Origin of the sequence: Enterobacter cloacae complex sp. Mu1197 (assembly GCF_040059225.1) — a bacterium.
In the GTDB taxonomy this organism is placed as follows: domain Bacteria; phylum Pseudomonadota; class Gammaproteobacteria; order Enterobacterales; family Enterobacteriaceae; genus Enterobacter; species Enterobacter quasiroggenkampii.
Genome location: NZ_CP157375.1, coordinates 1,146,953 through 1,162,772, shown reverse-complemented (window position 1 = coordinate 1,162,772; position 15,820 = coordinate 1,146,953). Strand labels below are relative to the sequence as shown.

General features: G+C 55.0%; 14 protein-coding genes. 4 read left to right on the top strand and 10 right to left on the bottom strand.

Annotated features, from left to right (window positions below):
- The first annotated feature begins 94 nt into the window (after positions 1 to 94).
- Positions 95 to 748 carry an oxygen-insensitive NAD(P)H nitroreductase gene (gene nfsB / locus ABFV38_RS05445; protein ID WP_235401011.1) on the top strand — a complete coding sequence of 218 codons (654 nt, stop codon included), beginning with the start codon at positions 95 to 97 and terminating at the stop codon, positions 746 to 748.
- A gap of 35 nt (positions 749 to 783) precedes the next feature.
- Here nfsB and ABFV38_RS05440 read toward each other — a convergent pair whose 3' ends face one another.
- From ABFV38_RS05440 to ABFV38_RS05430, 3 genes are all read right to left on the bottom strand, one after another.
- Positions 784 to 1,071, bottom strand: coding sequence for a helix-turn-helix transcriptional regulator (locus ABFV38_RS05440; protein ID WP_045909670.1), 288 nt, complete (start codon positions 1,069 to 1,071; stop codon positions 784 to 786).
- On the bottom strand, positions 1,052 to 1,381 hold the full coding sequence (locus tag ABFV38_RS05435; RefSeq protein WP_048026897.1) for a type II toxin-antitoxin system RelE/ParE family toxin: 330 nt from the start codon (positions 1,379 to 1,381) through the stop codon (positions 1,052 to 1,054). Before ABFV38_RS05435 ends, ABFV38_RS05440 begins: the two co-directional genes overlap by 20 nt.
- A 139-nt stretch (positions 1,382 to 1,520) precedes the next feature.
- Complete coding sequence (locus ABFV38_RS05430; protein ID WP_045909671.1) at positions 1,521 to 2,390, bottom strand: helix-turn-helix transcriptional regulator; 870 nt, start codon at positions 2,388 to 2,390, stop codon at positions 1,521 to 1,523.
- Between the two features lie 107 nt (positions 2,391 to 2,497).
- Here ABFV38_RS05430 and ABFV38_RS05425 point away from each other — a divergent pair, with 107 nt between their 5' ends.
- The gene (locus ABFV38_RS05425) at positions 2,498 to 3,934 is read left to right on the top strand and encodes an MFS transporter (protein WP_196345938.1); all 1,437 of its coding nucleotides are present in this window, start codon (positions 2,498 to 2,500) and stop codon (positions 3,932 to 3,934) included.
- A gap of 65 nt (positions 3,935 to 3,999) precedes the next feature.
- The gene (locus ABFV38_RS05420) at positions 4,000 to 5,241 is read left to right on the top strand and encodes a mechanosensitive ion channel family protein (RefSeq protein ID WP_348958732.1); all 1,242 of its coding nucleotides are present in this window, start codon (positions 4,000 to 4,002) and stop codon (positions 5,239 to 5,241) included.
- Between the two features lie 134 nt (positions 5,242 to 5,375).
- Here ABFV38_RS05420 and pheP read toward each other — a convergent pair whose 3' ends face one another.
- The 7 genes from pheP to ABFV38_RS05385 form a co-directional block, all read right to left on the bottom strand.
- Positions 5,376 to 6,764, bottom strand: coding sequence for a phenylalanine transporter (gene pheP, locus ABFV38_RS05415; RefSeq protein WP_045909674.1), 1,389 nt, complete (start codon positions 6,762 to 6,764; stop codon positions 5,376 to 5,378).
- A gap of 103 nt (positions 6,765 to 6,867) precedes the next feature.
- A complete protein-coding gene (locus ABFV38_RS05410) occupies positions 6,868 to 9,051 on the bottom strand; it encodes a TonB-dependent siderophore receptor (protein ID WP_348958731.1) in 2,184 nt (727 codons plus the stop codon).
- A gap of 185 nt (positions 9,052 to 9,236) precedes the next feature.
- Positions 9,237 to 9,512 (bottom strand): DUF1471 family periplasmic protein YahO, encoded by a 276-nt coding sequence (gene yahO / locus ABFV38_RS05405; protein ID WP_235400999.1) that lies wholly within the window; start codon positions 9,510 to 9,512, stop codon positions 9,237 to 9,239.
- 150 nt (positions 9,513 to 9,662) lie between these two features.
- Positions 9,663 to 10,694 carry an ABC transporter ATP-binding protein gene (locus tag ABFV38_RS05400; RefSeq protein ID WP_348958729.1) on the bottom strand — a complete coding sequence of 344 codons (1,032 nt, stop codon included), beginning with the start codon at positions 10,692 to 10,694 and terminating at the stop codon, positions 9,663 to 9,665.
- Position 10,695: 1 nt separating this feature from the next.
- Positions 10,696 to 12,270, bottom strand: a complete 1,575-nt coding sequence (locus tag ABFV38_RS05395) for an iron ABC transporter permease (protein WP_045909677.1) — start codon at positions 12,268 to 12,270, stop codon at positions 10,696 to 10,698.
- 24 nt (positions 12,271 to 12,294) lie between these two features.
- Complete coding sequence (locus tag ABFV38_RS05390; RefSeq protein WP_048026887.1) at positions 12,295 to 13,311, bottom strand: iron ABC transporter substrate-binding protein; 1,017 nt, start codon at positions 13,309 to 13,311, stop codon at positions 12,295 to 12,297.
- Positions 13,312 to 13,614: 303 nt separating this feature from the next.
- Entirely contained in the window at positions 13,615 to 14,613 is a 999-nt protein-coding gene (locus ABFV38_RS05385; RefSeq protein WP_235400986.1) for an aldo/keto reductase, read from the bottom strand.
- A gap of 100 nt (positions 14,614 to 14,713) precedes the next feature.
- Between ABFV38_RS05385 and ABFV38_RS05380 the strand changes: the two genes are divergently transcribed.
- Entirely contained in the window at positions 14,714 to 15,622 is a 909-nt protein-coding gene (locus ABFV38_RS05380) for a LysR family transcriptional regulator (protein WP_348958728.1), read from the top strand.
- Positions 15,623 to 15,820: the final 198 nt, after the last annotated feature.

The following is a 15,820-nucleotide window of genomic DNA, read 5'->3' as shown; positions in this document are numbered from 1 at the left end:
ACGCTCGAATTGCCCTTATCTTTTTCCCCGTCCCGCTGTAATCTGCTCATCTTTCGCGCCCGCACGCGGGCGAATTTCATCATCAGGAGTTGTTATGGATATCATTTCTGTTGCGCTGAAACGCCACTCCACCAAGGCGTTCGACGCAAGCAAAAAACTGACCGCTGAAGAAGCGGAAAAAATCAAAACCCTGCTGCAGTACAGCCCGTCCAGCACCAACTCCCAACCGTGGCACTTCATTGTGGCCAGCACCGAGGAAGGAAAAGCGCGCGTGGCGAAATCCGCGGCAGGCACCTATGTGTTTAACGAACGCAAAATGCTGGATGCCTCTCACGTGGTGGTGTTCTGCGCGAAAACCGCGATGGACGATGTCTGGCTGGAACGCGTTGTCGATCAGGAAGAAGCCGACGGTCGCTTCAACACCCCGGAAGCCAAAGCCGCGAACCATAAGGGCCGCACCTATTTCGCCGACATGCACCGCGTGGATCTGAAAGATGACGACCAGTGGATGGCGAAGCAGGTTTATCTGAACGTCGGCAACTTCCTGCTGGGCGTGGGCGCTATGGGTCTGGACGCGGTACCGATCGAAGGTTTCGACGCCGCGATCCTCGACGAAGAGTTTGGCCTGAAAGAGAAGGGCTTCACCAGCCTGGTGGTGGTGCCGGTTGGGCATCACAGCGTGGAAGATTTCAACGCCACGCTGCCGAAATCTCGCCTGCCACTGAGCACGATTGTGACCGAGTGCTAATCCCTCCTGGCACGCTGGGTTCCGGCGTGCCTGTTTCAATAAAGCGTAATCTGCGGGTGTTTAATCCCACACACCAGCGCATAACGCGTTAACGTATCAAGGCTTGCCCGGGTAATATTCGCTTCCATTCTGGATACCGTGGGTGCGCTGACGCCCATCCGCTCAGCCACCTGCGCGCGCGTCAGGCCAGCATGGTCTCGCCATTGCGCCAGCATCTCTCGCAGGCGTTCCTTGCGCTCTTCTGCATCAAAAGAAGCCTGCACTTCTGAATTGCTTAACAGTTCCGCTCTGAGTTCATCCCAGTCAATAATCTTTTTGCTCATCCAACATCTCCTGTTGTCGTTTCAATGCCAGACGGAGTTCAGCAGAGGGTGTTTTTTGCGTTTTCTTGATAAATACCCGCAGCAGAAAAATTGTCTTTTCCCGCTGATAAACGTAGATCCCACGAGTGTGGATCAGCCCGACGGTTCTGATTTCAAACAAACCATAGGGTAAGGGTTTGCTGTCAGGTTCTCTCAGTACTGTCGGATTGGTGCGTAATTTATCAAGCTGTCGAATCAGCTTCGCCTGCACCCCAGCAGGCAGTGAGAGAATCTCTTCCCTTACCGCCTCATGAACGATAAGTCTGAACACGATATTTCATCCCTGAGAATATTAGCACATAAGGCAATTTGCATTAAAGGCTAATTTAGCTTTTCGTGTCCCACCTTATCCGTTTTTAACAGACAGAACCGGATCTGCTTTGATTACATGAAAGCCCCTCGCAAAAAACTTACTTTCCCTGCGCCGCCAGCCACTCCATCGCCCGCTCTCCCGCCTCATCCACCGGCAGATACACCAGCAGCCGCGATCCGTTTCGCGGCGCGGAATACCAGTACATCTGCTGCAGCGTAAAATCCCCCAGCTCGGGATGGGTAAACAGCTTGAGCTGGTTCTCCACGCCGCGCACGTCGTTGCGCTGGTGCCACAGAGTTTTGAACTCTTCGGACACCGCGAAGAAACGCGCCAGTTTGGCCTCCCACAGTGGGTCACCCCGGTGTTCGGCCATCGCCGCCCGGAAATAGGAGACAAAAATGGGCAGCACGTCGTCGCGTCTGCCGAGGCGCGCGCGCCACGCCGGATGCGTGAGGAACAGATAAATACAGTTGCGATCTTCGGGAGGGATGTCATTGAAATCGACGCCCATCAGATGCCCGAAGCTGTCGTTCCACGCCACGATATCGAAGTTCGGTTTTTGAATGCTCGCGGGTTTCGGCATCAGCGTATCCAGCAGGCGTCGGGTGCCTTCGCTGATGCCTTCGCAGCAGACCGCCTGCGGTGCTTCACCCGGCGGCAAACCCGCTAACACAAACAGGTGCCGGGCCTCGGTTGGGGTGCATTGCAGCGCTTTTGCCACGGCCGCCATCACCGCGCTGGACGGATTGACGTCCCTGCCCTGCTCAAGCCAGGTGTACCAGGTCACGCCCACGTCAGCAAGCATTGCAACCTCTTCCCGGCGCAGACCCGGCGTGCGGCGACGACCGCTGCGCGGCAAGCCGAGACGCTGCGGATCGAGGCTTTCACGCCGGGCGCGTAAAAATGCCCCGAGCTGTTTTCGGGTGTCATCCTGAAGTGAGACGACAGGTTCAGACATCAGCGCCATAAATCCCCCTGCATGGTAGTGCCAGTACCAGTATAAGCAAGAACTGGTACCCGTTTATCTGATGGTAGATGCTACGACCATCTGTTGAATGACGCAATGGAGTTACCATGAATACGTCAGTTGTTTCACCGGGTCGCGCTGGCCTGATATTGCTGTTAACCGGCCAGATGCTGCCGATGATTGATACCTCAATCACCAACGTGGCGCTGGACGCCATTACCCATTCACTGCACGCTACCGCCACCGAACTGGAGCTCATCGTCGCACTCTACGGCGTGGCCTTTGCCGTCTGCCTCGCGCTCGGCAGCAAGCTGGGGGATAATTTTGGCCGTCGCCGTCTGTTCATGTGGGGTGTGGCGAGCTTTGGCCTGGCCTCGCTGCTCTGCGGAATAGCGGGGAACATTGAACAGCTGCTCGCCGCGCGCATCGTTCAGGGCGCAGGTGCCGCACTGATCATGCCGCAAATTCTTGCCACGCTGCACGTGACGCTCAAAGGTACGGCGCATGCAAAAGCCATCAGCCTGTTCGGCGGCATCGGCGGGATTGCGTTTATCGTCGGGCAGATGGGCGGCGGCTGGCTGGTATCGGCGGATATCGCCGGACTGGGCTGGCGTAACGCCTTCTTTATCAACGTGCCGATTTGTCTGGTGGTGCTGGCACTGAGCCGCCGCTTCGTACCGGAAACCCGTCGCGAGACGCCGTCACGCATCGACTGGCCGGGTACCGTGTTGCTGGCCATCATGCTTTGCTGCCTGCTGTTCCCGATGGCGCTCGGCCCGCAGTGGCACTGGTCCTGGCCGCTGAAGACGATGCTGCTCGCCCTGGTCCCGCTGGCCTGGCTGATGGCGCTGAATGCGCGCAAAAAAGAGCGTGAGAATGCCCACCCGCTGATCCCGCCGCGCCTGCTTGCGCTTCGCAGCGTGCGCTTTGGCATTCTGATTGCGATGCTTTTTTTCAGCGTCTGGTCCGGGTTTATGTTCTGTATGGCCCTGACCATGCAAACCGGTCTGGGGATGGCGCCGTGGCAATCCGGGAACAGTTTTATCGCCCTGGGCGTGACCTACTTTGTGTCGGCGTGGTTCGCACCTCGGCTGATTGCCCGCTACAGCACCAGCACCATCCTGCTGACGGGTCTGGCGATCCAGATTACCGGCCTGCTGGCGCTGATCGCCACGTTCCGCGTTTGGGGCATGGAGAATACCACCCTGACGCTGGCACCCGCGACCGGACTGGTGGGCTACGGGCAGGCGCTGATCGTGAACAGTTTCTACCGCATCGGGATGCGCGACATTCAGCCTGACGACGCGGGAGCCGCGAGCGCTATTTTAAGCACCCTACAGCAGGCCGCACTGGGTCTTGGCCCGGCCATTTTTGGCGCCATTTTGCTGCACGCGCTTCAAAACCATCACGGGGATTACACCCAGGCGGTTAACGTCTTCCTCATGGTGGAAACAGCCATGATGGTGGTGCTGGCTCTGGCGACGCTGCGCATCCGCCATCGCCTGTGCCTGCCGGTGGTAAAGGTCTGCCAGGCCGCCAAATAAGTTCGTGAATTTGCATAATAGATCCGCAGCCGCCATTATGGGGCTGCAAAAATACAGGAGACGTTATGCAGGAATTGATTGCTCAGGTTGAAGAGTTAGGCATTGAAATTAATCACACCACCTCTTTAGTGATTATCTTTGGTATTATTTTTCTTACCGCCATCATCGTTCATTTTATTCTACACAAAGGGGTACTTCGCGCATTCGAAAAGCGCGCGCAGGCCAGCAGCCATTTATGGCTGCAGATCATCACCCAGAATAAATTATTTCACCGTCTGGCCTTTACCCTGCAGGGGATAATTGTCAATGTCCAGGCGGTACTGTGGCTGCAAAAAGGCAGCGAAGCAGCGGAAATACTCACCACCTGCGCGAAGCTGTGGGTGATGGTGTATGCCCTGCTCTCCTTCTTCTCGCTGCTGGACGTGATTTTCAATCTGTCGCAGAAAATGGCTACCGCGTCACAGCTGCCGCTGAAAGGGATCTTCCAGGGCATCAAGCTGGTGAGCGCCATCCTGGTGGGGATACTGATTATCTCCCTGCTGATTGGCCAGTCCCCGGCGATTCTGATCAGCGGTCTGGGCGCCATGGCCGCCGTGCTGATGCTGGTGTTTAAAGACCCGATACTCGGGCTTGTAGCGGGTATTCAGCTTTCTGCCAACGACATGCTCAAGCTCGGCGACTGGCTGGAGATGCCGAAATACGGTGCCAACGGCACGGTGACGGACATCGGCCTGACCACCGTGAAAGTGCGCAATTTCGATAATACGATTACGACCATTCCGACGTGGGCGCTGGTCTCCGACGCCTTTATCAACTGGAGCGGCATGTCGGCCTCCGGCGGGCGACGCATTAAGCGCAGCCTGAACATTGATACCACCAGCATTCATTTCCTCGACGAGCAGGAACAGCAGAAGCTCATTCAGGCGAAACTGCTGAAGCCTTATCTGGCCGCACGTCATGAGGAAATTAACCTGTGGAATCAGCAGAACGGTGAAGGGGAATCGATATTAAACCTGCGCAAGATGACCAATATCGGCACCTTCCGCGCTTACCTGAACGAATATCTGCGCAACCACCCGCGTATTCGTAAAGATATGACGCTGATGGTGCGCCAGCTAGCGCCTGACGCGAATGGTTTGCCGATTGAAATATATGCCTTCACCAATACCGTGGTCTGGGCAGAATATGAGGAGATTCAGGCCGACATCTTCGACCATATTTTCGCGGTGGTGGATGAATTTGGTCTGCGTATTCACCAGTCGCCGACGGGGAATGATATTCGCTCGTTGACCCCTCAGCATCGGTGAGGTGGGTTGCCGGGTGGCGGCTTCGCCTTACCCGGCCTACTTTGATTTTGTAGGCCCGGTAAGCGAAGCGCCACCGGGCATGAAGGCAAGTGTGGTCTGGTGCCCTCTCCCACAGGGAGAGGGAGAAAACCGCGCTACTTTTTGCGCGAGAGCTTAAAAGCAATAAACAGGAACACCACCCACACCGGCAGCAGCATTGCCGAGAGGCGCATCTCATCCATGGTGCACATCAGCACCAGAATCAGCCCCAGGAAAGCGATACAGAGGTAGTTCCCCGCCGGGTAAAGCAGCGCTTTGAACTGCGTTTCGCGCCCCTTGCGGCGCATCGCGGCGCGGAATCGCAGGTGCGCCAGGCAGATCATGATCCAGTTCAGCAGCAGTGTAGCGACAACCAGCGCCATCAGCAGGCCAAAGGCCTCTTTCGGCAGCAGGTAGTTGATCAGCACCACCAGCGACGTGATGGCACCTGACAGTAACAAGGAGTTCACCGGCACGCCGCGACGGCTGACGCGGGTTAAGAAGCGCGGTGCGTTGCCCTGAACGGAGAGGCCAAACAGCATACGGCTGTTGGAGTATACGCCGCTGTTATAGACCGACAGCGATGCCACCAGAATGACGAAGTTCAGCGCAGAGGCGACCACATTGCTGTTCAGATCGTGGAAAATCATCACGAACGGGCTGCTGTCGGATTTCACTTCCACCCACGGATAGAGCGCCAGCAAGACCACCAGCGAGCCGATGTAGAACAGCAGGATACGGTACACCACCTGGTTAACCGCTTTTGGAATGCTTTTATGCGGGTCGCGCGCTTCAGCAGCGGTAATGCCAATCAGCTCCAGTCCGCCGAAGGAGAACATGATCACCGCCAGGGAGAGGATCAGCCCTTTCCAGCCGGTGGCGAGGAAGCCGCCGTGCTGCCACAGGTTGTCGATCGTGGCGCGCTCGCCGCCGTGGCCTGAGAAAAGCAGCCACAGGCCAAAGCCGATCATGCCGATAATCGCCAGCACCTTGATCAGCGCAAACCAGAACTCGGTTTCGCCATACAGGCGGACGTTGACGAGGTTAACGGCGTTAATAATGATGAAGAAGGCCGCCGCCCAGATCCACGTCGGGACATCCGGCAGCCAGTACTGCATATAGATGCCTGCGGCGGTCAGCTCCGCCATCCCCACCAGCACGAACATCACCCAGTAGTTCCAGCCGGACAGGAAGCCGGCAAACGGGCCCCAGTATTTATAAGCAAAGTGCGCGAAGGAGCCTGACACCGGCTCTTCGACAACCATCTCGCCGAGCTGGCGCATGATCAGGAAGGCGATAATCCCGGCGATACCGTAACCCAGCAGCACCGCCGGGCCCGCCATCTGAATAGCGGGGCCGATGCCGAGAAAGAGCCCGGTACCGATTGCGCCGCCAAGGGCAATTAACTGAATATGTCGATTTTGCAAACCACGTTGCAGCGTCGGATTCTGATCCGACGAGGCTTCGGCGCTACCATGGCCTGAAGCGGATGACGCGTCTTTCACGTCCTACCCCTGTCTCTTTTTTAGAAGGGGCACGTTTTAACACTTCATGCTGGAGGTAGCAAGGGATTGGGGCATCCGTGCCCCGGATAACGAGATGGAACGCTTAGAATTCGTAGCCAACCGCGATCTTAAAGGTACGCGGTTCGCCCTGCGTGATGTAGGTACCGGAATCGTCCACGCTGGCCCAGTAGTTTTCATTGGTCACGTTGTCGATGCCCGCGCGCACCGTCATCTGGTTTGCATTGTGGTTCACTGCGAAGCGATAGCGCATCCCCAGATCCAGCGTGGTGTAGCTGTCCAGCTTTTTGGTGTTTGCCAGGTCAGCGTACTGCGCACCGGAGTGGTTGACGCGGGCGGTCGCCGTCAGGCCATCAATCGGCTTGATGTCATACTCTGCACCCAATACGGCGTAAAAGTTCGGAATACCGATCGCATCGTTACCCTGATTGACACCATTTCTGGTTTTGGTCAGCTCGGCCTGCAGCCAGGTGGCGCTGGCGTTGAGGCGCATCCCGAGCATGGGTTCGCCGAAAATGTTCAGCTCCACGCCGCGGTTACGCTGCTCGGCGTCGAGGCCGTAGTGATTGTTGCTGTCGAGGATCGCCGACGGCATCTTGATCTCAAACAGCGCAAGCGATCCGCCTACGCGGCCAAAGTCCGCCTTTACGCCCACTTCGTTCTGCTTAGAGTGAACGATACCGGTGCTCTGGCCGTAGTTGGTGGCGGTATTAGGCGCGGTTTTGCCCGGCTGCAGCGCTTCGGTATGGTTAGCATAGAGCGAGATTTCCTCCCACGGCTTGTAGACCACGCCGTAGGTTGGCATCCAGCGGCTGCCGTCGAAGCCGTCTGCCGCGTTTTCCGCACCGGTAATTTTGTTATACCCGCGAATGACCACTTTCTGGTAGCGTGCGCCAGCGGTGAACAGCAATTTGTCGTCCAGCACGCCCAGGGTATCGCTCAACAGCCAGCCCTGGGTACGGGTGCGTCCGCTGGTCAGCGGGTCGCTGTACTTTCCGCCAGATCCGTTGAAGTTGCTGCTGTCTGGCATATCCACGCCGGTGTTGTGGTAGATGTTGGTCGTCGGGTTATCCTTCGTCGCCGACATTTTCCACGCGATTTTTTCGTTTTTGGTCATCGCCGAATAGCCAACGTTGACCTTGTGCGAGATAAAACCGGTATCAAAGTTACCGCGAATGCCCGCCATGCCGCTGACGGAATCGCTGATGCGGTTGGTATCAAGGCGGCTGACCGTTGCCTTACCGCTTTTATCCACCAGCTTCGGCGCGCTGTAGATCCCTTCCTCGTGCGCGTGCTGCGCGCCAAGTCCGGTATAGGCGGTCCAGCCGTCGGTGATGTCGTACTCGCTGCGCCACATCCCGAACTCGTTTTCGATGTTGCTGTAGGCCCACTTCTGCGAGAAGTTGCGATCGTTTTTCGGCGGTTCGGGCACGAAATCCACCGCCGAAATGTTGACGCTGGTTGGGCTGCCGTGGAAGGTTTTTTTCTGATAGCCCAGATCCAGCGAGGTGCGGAAGCGGTCACCGCTGTAATCCAGGCCGGTAGAGAGCAGCGTGGTGCGGCGGCGATCGTTCGGTATGCCGGTTTCCCCTTCGCGGTGCACCAGGTTCACCCGCGCGCCAAACTGGTCGTTGTCGCCGTAGCGACGGCCCGCATCCAGCGTGGTGCCAATTTGAGAATCGGAAGTGTAGTCGACGCCCACTTTCGCCTGCGGAAGTTCGCCCGCGTGTTTTGGCTCAAGGTTGATCATCCCGCCCACGCCGGAGCTCGCCGCGCCGTTCATCAGGGCGTTTGCCCCTTTGAAGATCTCAATGCGCTCAACCATCTGCGTATCCACCACCTGCCGCGGCAGCACGCCGGACAGACCGCCAAAGGTCATGTCGTCACCGTCGAACTTCAGACCACGGATACGGTAGGTTTCCGCGCTGTTGCCGAAACCCTGAACGAACTGCACGCCCGCATCGTTGGCGACTACGTCAGCAATGGTTTTCGCCTGCTGATCTTCCACCAGCTTTGAGGTGTAGCTGATGATGTTGAACGGTACGTCCATGGCGTTCTGCTGGCCCAGCATCCCCATCCGTCCGCCGTTTGCCACCTGTCCGTCGAGGAAGGCCGGTATCAGCCGATCGCCACCGGGTTTGAACTCGCTGGCAGGCTTAGCCTGCACGACGAGGGTATCTTCTTTTTGATCGTCCGCTGCGAAGGCGGAATGTGTTACCGCGCCAACGGCGAGCGCCAGCAGCGTTTTGTGTATGTTGGTGTTGTTCATCGTTAACTCATTTGAAAGTGCGCGCAAAAATGACCCGTTGTCGGGCCTTAGAATGTATTGATAGCAATGCAAATGAGAACTATACGCATTATCTATGCGTTAGCAAGCGTAACTGCGAACAACAAGAAGAGATGGGGAGACAGGGTGAGGAACAACCACCCCGTTTCGGGGTGGCTGCAATGACGTTATTTTTTCTTGTAGATATTGGCCGTACCGTGAATTTTATTGTTGGTGTTCCCTGAGGTGAGCACCAGGACATCCGCGCCTTGCTTATCGGCTTTCTCAATCAGTTCTTTTTTTGCATCATCAACCGATACTTCATTTGAAGTGCTTACCGTACCGATTTTTTTATACTGAGACTCGACTTTCTTGAACTCATTTTTAGTCAGCAGTTGGGCAGCAAAAGCATTGGTTGTAAACAGTAACGCCGTTCCCAACAAAATAGCAGTCGTCTTTTTCATAACCTTTTTTCCTTGAGATTAATCAGCAACTACGAAAAACCTCACGCATTGTGGTGAGGTTTTATGAGCATGGTAGAGAATCTCAGGAAATGCCATACGTTCAGGAAAATTCTTTTATAACAACCCGTTGCATGAAATTACTAACGAATATTAAGAATAGTCGAATACACGCGCGACCCCAGCAATATCAATGCGTACCGCCGTGCCTGGGTTCCATCCTGGCTGGCTGACGGTCTTCAGAATCACGGGCTGTTGCTGCCCGGCTAATCCGAGGGTGAGCGTCGATAGCTGTCCGGTGAAGTCCACATCAAGAATCGAGATCGGGCTTTCATGTGAGGCACATGCCGTCACGCGTAATTGTTCAGGGCGCATCATCACTCTGCCCTGTCCTGTCGCCTGCGCGTTGTCCGTCGGCACTTCACCCAGCGCGCACACAGCATACCCGGCAGTGAGCTGAGCTGGCAGGATCACGGCGTCGCCAAGAAATAGCGCCGTCTCTTCGTCAACGGGACGGGTATAAACCTCATAAGGCGTCCCGACCTGCGTGAAACGTCCGGAACGCATGACGGCAACCTGCGTGGCAAAAGACAACGCTTCGTTCTGGTCGTGGGTGACCAGAATCGAGGCCACGCCCGCTTCGGCCAGCAGATCGGCCGTTGCCTTACGCGTCATCGCGCGCAGGCCGGTATCCAGCGCCGAGAACGGCTCATCCAGCAGCATCAGTGAAGGACGCTGGGCCAGCGCACGAGCAAGCGCCACGCGCTGCTGCTGTCCGCCGGAAATCTCGTGGGGCCAGTGTGTTGCGAGCTGCCTGTCCAGCGAGACCATCTCCATCAGCGCCTCAACGCGCTGGCGCTTCTCGTGGCGGGTCCCGTCCAGCCCCCAGGCAATGTTATCTGCCACGTTGAGGTGGGGGAACAGTGCGCCCTCCTGCGGCACAAAACCGATCCCGCGCTGGTGGGCAGGGACAAAACGGTTTTCATCAAACAGCGTTCTTTCCTGCATGACAATACGTCCAGTGTCGGGCGTCTCAAACCCGGCAAGAATACGCAGCAGCGTGGTTTTACCCGACCCCGACGGCCCGACAATGGCCGTTCTGCTCCCCGGCGCAACGCTCAGGTTTAAGCTGTCGAGCACCTGCACATCAGCAAACGATTTAGAAATGGCGGTTAATTCAAGCATGTCATAGCCCTGCAATTTTCTTCGACTGCATATAGAGAATGGCGGTCAGCGGGAGGGAAATCAGGATCATCAGCATCGCGTAAGGTGCCGCTGCCACATAATCAATCTCGCTGGTCAGCGCCCAGAATCCGGTGGAGAGCGTGCGCGTGCCCAGGGGAGAGAGCAACAGCGTGGCGGTCAACTCGTTGCTGACGCCGAGGAAAACCAGCGCGGCTCCCGCCGCCGCACCCGGCGCGGCCAGCCGCATCGTGACGCTCCAGAGCGCCTTCGCGGGCGTGCTGCCAAGGCTGCGCGCCACGTTTTCCAGCTCAACCGGTGCCTGCGCAATTCCCGCCCGCAGGTTGATAAGCGCACGGGGCATAAACATCAGCAGATAGGCAAGGAACAGGGTTATTTCCGTCTGGTAAATTGGACGGGCGTAGTGAATGGTGACGGTGACCAGGGCCAGCGCCGTGACAATGCCCGGCAGCGAACTGGTGATATAGATGCAGCCTTCCAGCATCCGGAAGATACGATGCGGATAGCGGATACCGAGCCACGCAATGGGGATCACGCACGTCGTCGTCAGCAGCGCGCCGCCCACACCGAGCATCAGCGTCTGGCGCAGCGAGTGCCAGAGATCGGCGCTCATCCAGTTTTCCACACCGCCGAGCCAAATCCAGCGACACAGGACAACCAACGGCACGCCCAGCGCCAGCACGATCAGCACGATGAAAAACAGCTGCCCCAGCGCGGCAGCCGCAGGCTTCAGCGGCCAGCGTTTCTGTTCGCGCGCGGCACCGGCGCCAATGCGCGCGTAGCGTGCTTTTCCACGCGTCACGCCTTCCAGCACTAAGATAGCCAGGCAGCATAACGCCAGCACGCCCGCCAGCATGTTTGCCGCCGGGCCGCTGAAGGTAGACTGAAACTGGTCATAAATTGCCGTGGTGAAGGTATCAAAGCGGATCATCACGTACAGGCCATATTCCGCCAGCAGGTGCAGCGCCACCAGCAGCGCGCCGCCGCAGATAGCCAGCTTGAGCTGGGGCAGCACCACGCGGAAAAAGACCCGCCACGGCGGGGTGCCGAGCGACGCGGCCACATCTTCGAGCGTCGGGTCAAGGCGGCGCAGCACCGCCGCAACCGGCATGTAGATAAAGGGATAGTAGGCCAGAACGGAGAGAAACACGCCCGCGGAGAGCCCGTGCATGGACGGAACAACGCTCACCCAGGCATAGCTTTGCACAAACGCGGGGATCGCCAGCGGGGCGACCGCCAGTGCAGACCAGATCCCTCGCCCGGCAAGCTGCGTGCGCTCTGTGAGCCAGGCTATCGCCACGCCCGTCACGATACACAGCGGAACCGCCAGGGTTGTCAGCCACAGCGTGTTGCTGAGCAGCTCAGCCACACGCGGGCGAAACACCAGCGCCTTTATCGTTTCCCAGCCCGTCTCAATGCCAATGGCAATGATAAAACCCAAAGGCAGAAGCGCCAGTAATGAAAATAAGACAGCTAACGCAACCATCGGCAGTGCAGGACGCCTGCGGGCAGGCTCCTGCACTCTGTTTTTTCCGATGTCGAGACTCAGACCAGACATAAGACGTTCACTTCACTCTCAGGATCACAGCAGACCGGCTTGCGTCATCAGCTCAATAACTTTCTTACTGTTGAGCGTTGAAGGTTCAACTTTCGGCGCATCAAGATCTTTCAGCGGAACCAGTTTCGGGTTGGAGGCCGCGTTCACACCCACGGCGTATTCAAAGGCGTTGTTGGTACGCAGACTTTCCTGACCTTCTTTGCCGGTAATGTATTTGATGAAGGCCTGCGCCTGCGCTTTGTGTTTGCTGGACGCCAGCACGCCACCGCCGGAAAGGCTTACGAACGCGCCCGGATCCTGGTGTTTGAAGTAGTAGAGCTGGGTGTTTTTGCTGTTTTCACCGGTTTTGGACTGATCGACAAAGCGGTAGTAGTGATAAATCACCCCGCCATCAATCTGACCGGCATTGACCGCTTTCATCACCGTGCTGTTACCTTTATAGGCAACGAAGTTGGCTTTCATCGCCTTGAGCCATTCCAGGGTGGCTTTTTCGCCTTTCAGGGCCAGCATCGCGCTCACGATGGCCTGGAAATCTGCGCCTGAAGGAGATGCCGCCCAGCGGCCTTTCCACTCGGGTTTCGCCAGATCCATCAGCGATTTAGGCAGCTGCTGTTCACTCAGCTTCGCCGGGTTATAGACGAATACGGTGCTGCGGGCGGCAATGCCGATCCAGCGGCCGTGCGCCGGACGATACTCTGCCGGTACCTGCTTCAGAGTGTCGGCATCCAGCGGTGCAAACAGGTTGGCGTTATCCACCAGCACCATGGATGGCGAGTTTTCCGTCAGGAATACGTCTGCCGGCGATGCGCTACCTTCCTGAACCAGCTGGTTACCCAGCTCGCTGTCATCACCATTACGCAAAGTCACTTTAATCCCGGTTTCTTTGGTAAAACCGTCAACCCACGACTTCACCAGGTTTTCATGCTGCGCGTTATAGACAACGATACCGTCGTTGTTATCGGCGGCAACCGATTGTGTGGAAAGGAAAAGAGATGAAGACAACAAGGCAAGCGAGAAGCAGGACAGCAGGCGAGAATTCATGAACATATCCTTAATAGACCAACGGGAGTAACCACTCATAGCTTTGTGGGACAGGATTAAAGCATACAACAACGCTAATGATAATTAGTATCAATCCAGTTTACGCGTAAAAGTGTAAAATTTCTTTATTGCGAAGTTTAAAATGATAAAACTCCAGATGGATAAGGGAGTTTAACTCAATATTAAGAAAACCTTAAGATTGTACATAGGAAGGATTCATTAGCCTTCTATTTATTATAGTGACATTTAATGCAAGGTTAACCACTCTCCCGCCAGAGAAGCGGGAGAAATTAATGCGGGGTATTATTTTTCGATTAAATTAAAATCACTCTGGTTATATCTTTGCCCCTGGATATTGTCAGGCCTAAAGATATGGTCAATAAACTTAATATCCGAACCTGAAAGATTCAGACTGACCGCACCTGCATTATCCTGTAAATGCGCTATTTTTCGAGCCCCCGGTATGGGAACAATGTCATCTCCTTTACTCATCACCCATGCGAGAGCCAGCTGTGCGAGGGAACAGCGGTATTTATCCGCGACATCCTGCAGTTGGGCAAGCAACTGTTGGTTTTTCTGCATCGCTGCCTTCTGGAAGCGAGGCAGGTTTCGCCGAAAATCATCCTCGCCAAAGCCTGAGCTGTCCGTGATTTTTCCGGTTAAAAATCCGCGACCCAACGGACTATAGGGTACAAACCCAACGTCTAGTTCGCGGCAAACGTTAAGCATGCTTTCCTCCGGCTCGCGAGTCCAAAGCGAATATTCCGTTTGCACGGCGGTAATCGGATAAACTTGGCAGGCCCGGCGTAACGTGTCGGCAGACACTTCTGAAAGCCCGATATGGCGAATTTTTCCTTCCTTGATTAAATCAGCCATGGTTCCCACAACGTCTTCAACAGGCACAGACGGGTCGACGCGGTGCTGATAAAGCAGATCGATAGTCTCGATATTGAGACGTTTAAGTGAACCGTCTACCGCTTCACGAATATGTTCAGGGCGGCTGTCAACACCTGCCATACGCTCCAGCCCCTGCCCCGAGGGCAGGATACGAAAACCAAATTTAGTCGCAATCTGTACCTTTTCGCGAATGCCTTTAATCGCTTTTCCGACCAGGACTTCATTATCATAGGGGCCATAGACTTCCGCGGAATCAAGGAAGGTAACGCCCAAATCCACCGCTGCGTGAATGGTATTGATCGCCTCCGATTCTTCGGCGCCACCATAGGCAAAACTCATCCCCATACAACCCAACCCCAGTGCTGACACCTGAAATTTATCTTTTCCCAGATAACGTGTTTTCATCTTATATTCCTCTTTTGATAAATAGCAGGAAATATATACTTTCATTCTTAATGTAGAACAATTAGTATATTTTTAATGCAGTGTTTTATGAGAACTAACAATGAAAAATGCACCAGAACTGCAACATATAGAAATATTACTTCTTATTTTAAAACATGGGAGTTTTCGTCAAGCCGCAAGAGAATTAAATGTTTCAGCGCCGACGTTAACTGTCGCCATAAATAATCTTGAAGAAAAACTTGGGGTTAGACTTTTAAATCGCTCCACCCGAAGCTTGTCTTTGACTGCCATCGGTAAAGCATTTCTTGATGACGTGACGCCCGTCCTGAATGACTACAGACGCGTCATTGATAATCTTAATGACTACAAAGAAAAACCTGAAGGTGTCATCAAAGTCAACTTACCCCGGATCGTGCTTGATCTCTTTTTTCAAAGCCACTTCGTGAAGTTCAAAAATGATTACCCGGGTATTAAATTAGCGTTGTTCACCACTGACAGAAAAATCAATATTATCGACTCAGGTTTCGATGCCGGAATACGTTATACACAAGATGTTCCTAAAGAGATGGTCGCCATTCCCTTTGGTGGCAAGATGTCTCTTATTCCCGTTGCCAGCCCTGATTTTCTGAAGAAATCAGGTCAGCCTGACTCACCAAACGATCTGGTCAATTTCAGGTGTATAAATCGCTGTTTTCCTGATGGAAAGCTGTATCGCTGGGAGTTTATGGATCCACAAGGGGAAACGATGGAGGTATCTGTAAATGGCGATCTGGTTGTCGATTCAGACGCGGCAATGATCCAGGCTGCTGAATATGGGTTAGGGATTGCGTTTGTTTATGAGAATCTGGTTGAGGATAAAATTAGCGAAAACAAACTTGTCCGTTTGCTATCTGATTATACCTATCCTGCTGATAATTTTTGTGTTTACTACCCGAGTCGTAAACATCTGCCAGCACCGCTGAGAACCTTCATAGCGTGGGTGATGTCGATGAATAAAGACGTGCGTTGAGAGGAAATGGCGCCCTGTAGGATTCGAACCTACGACCTACGGTTTAGAATAACGAAGAGTACTATTTAACACACTGTAATTTCATTAATTTTTCCGCGCTCACCCCGGGTTTGTGTCATTACGTGTCATTATATTCTTCTGCGTTTCGTTATGGTTCATCCTTGCATGACACCAGTCACACAGAGAGCATAGCCATAC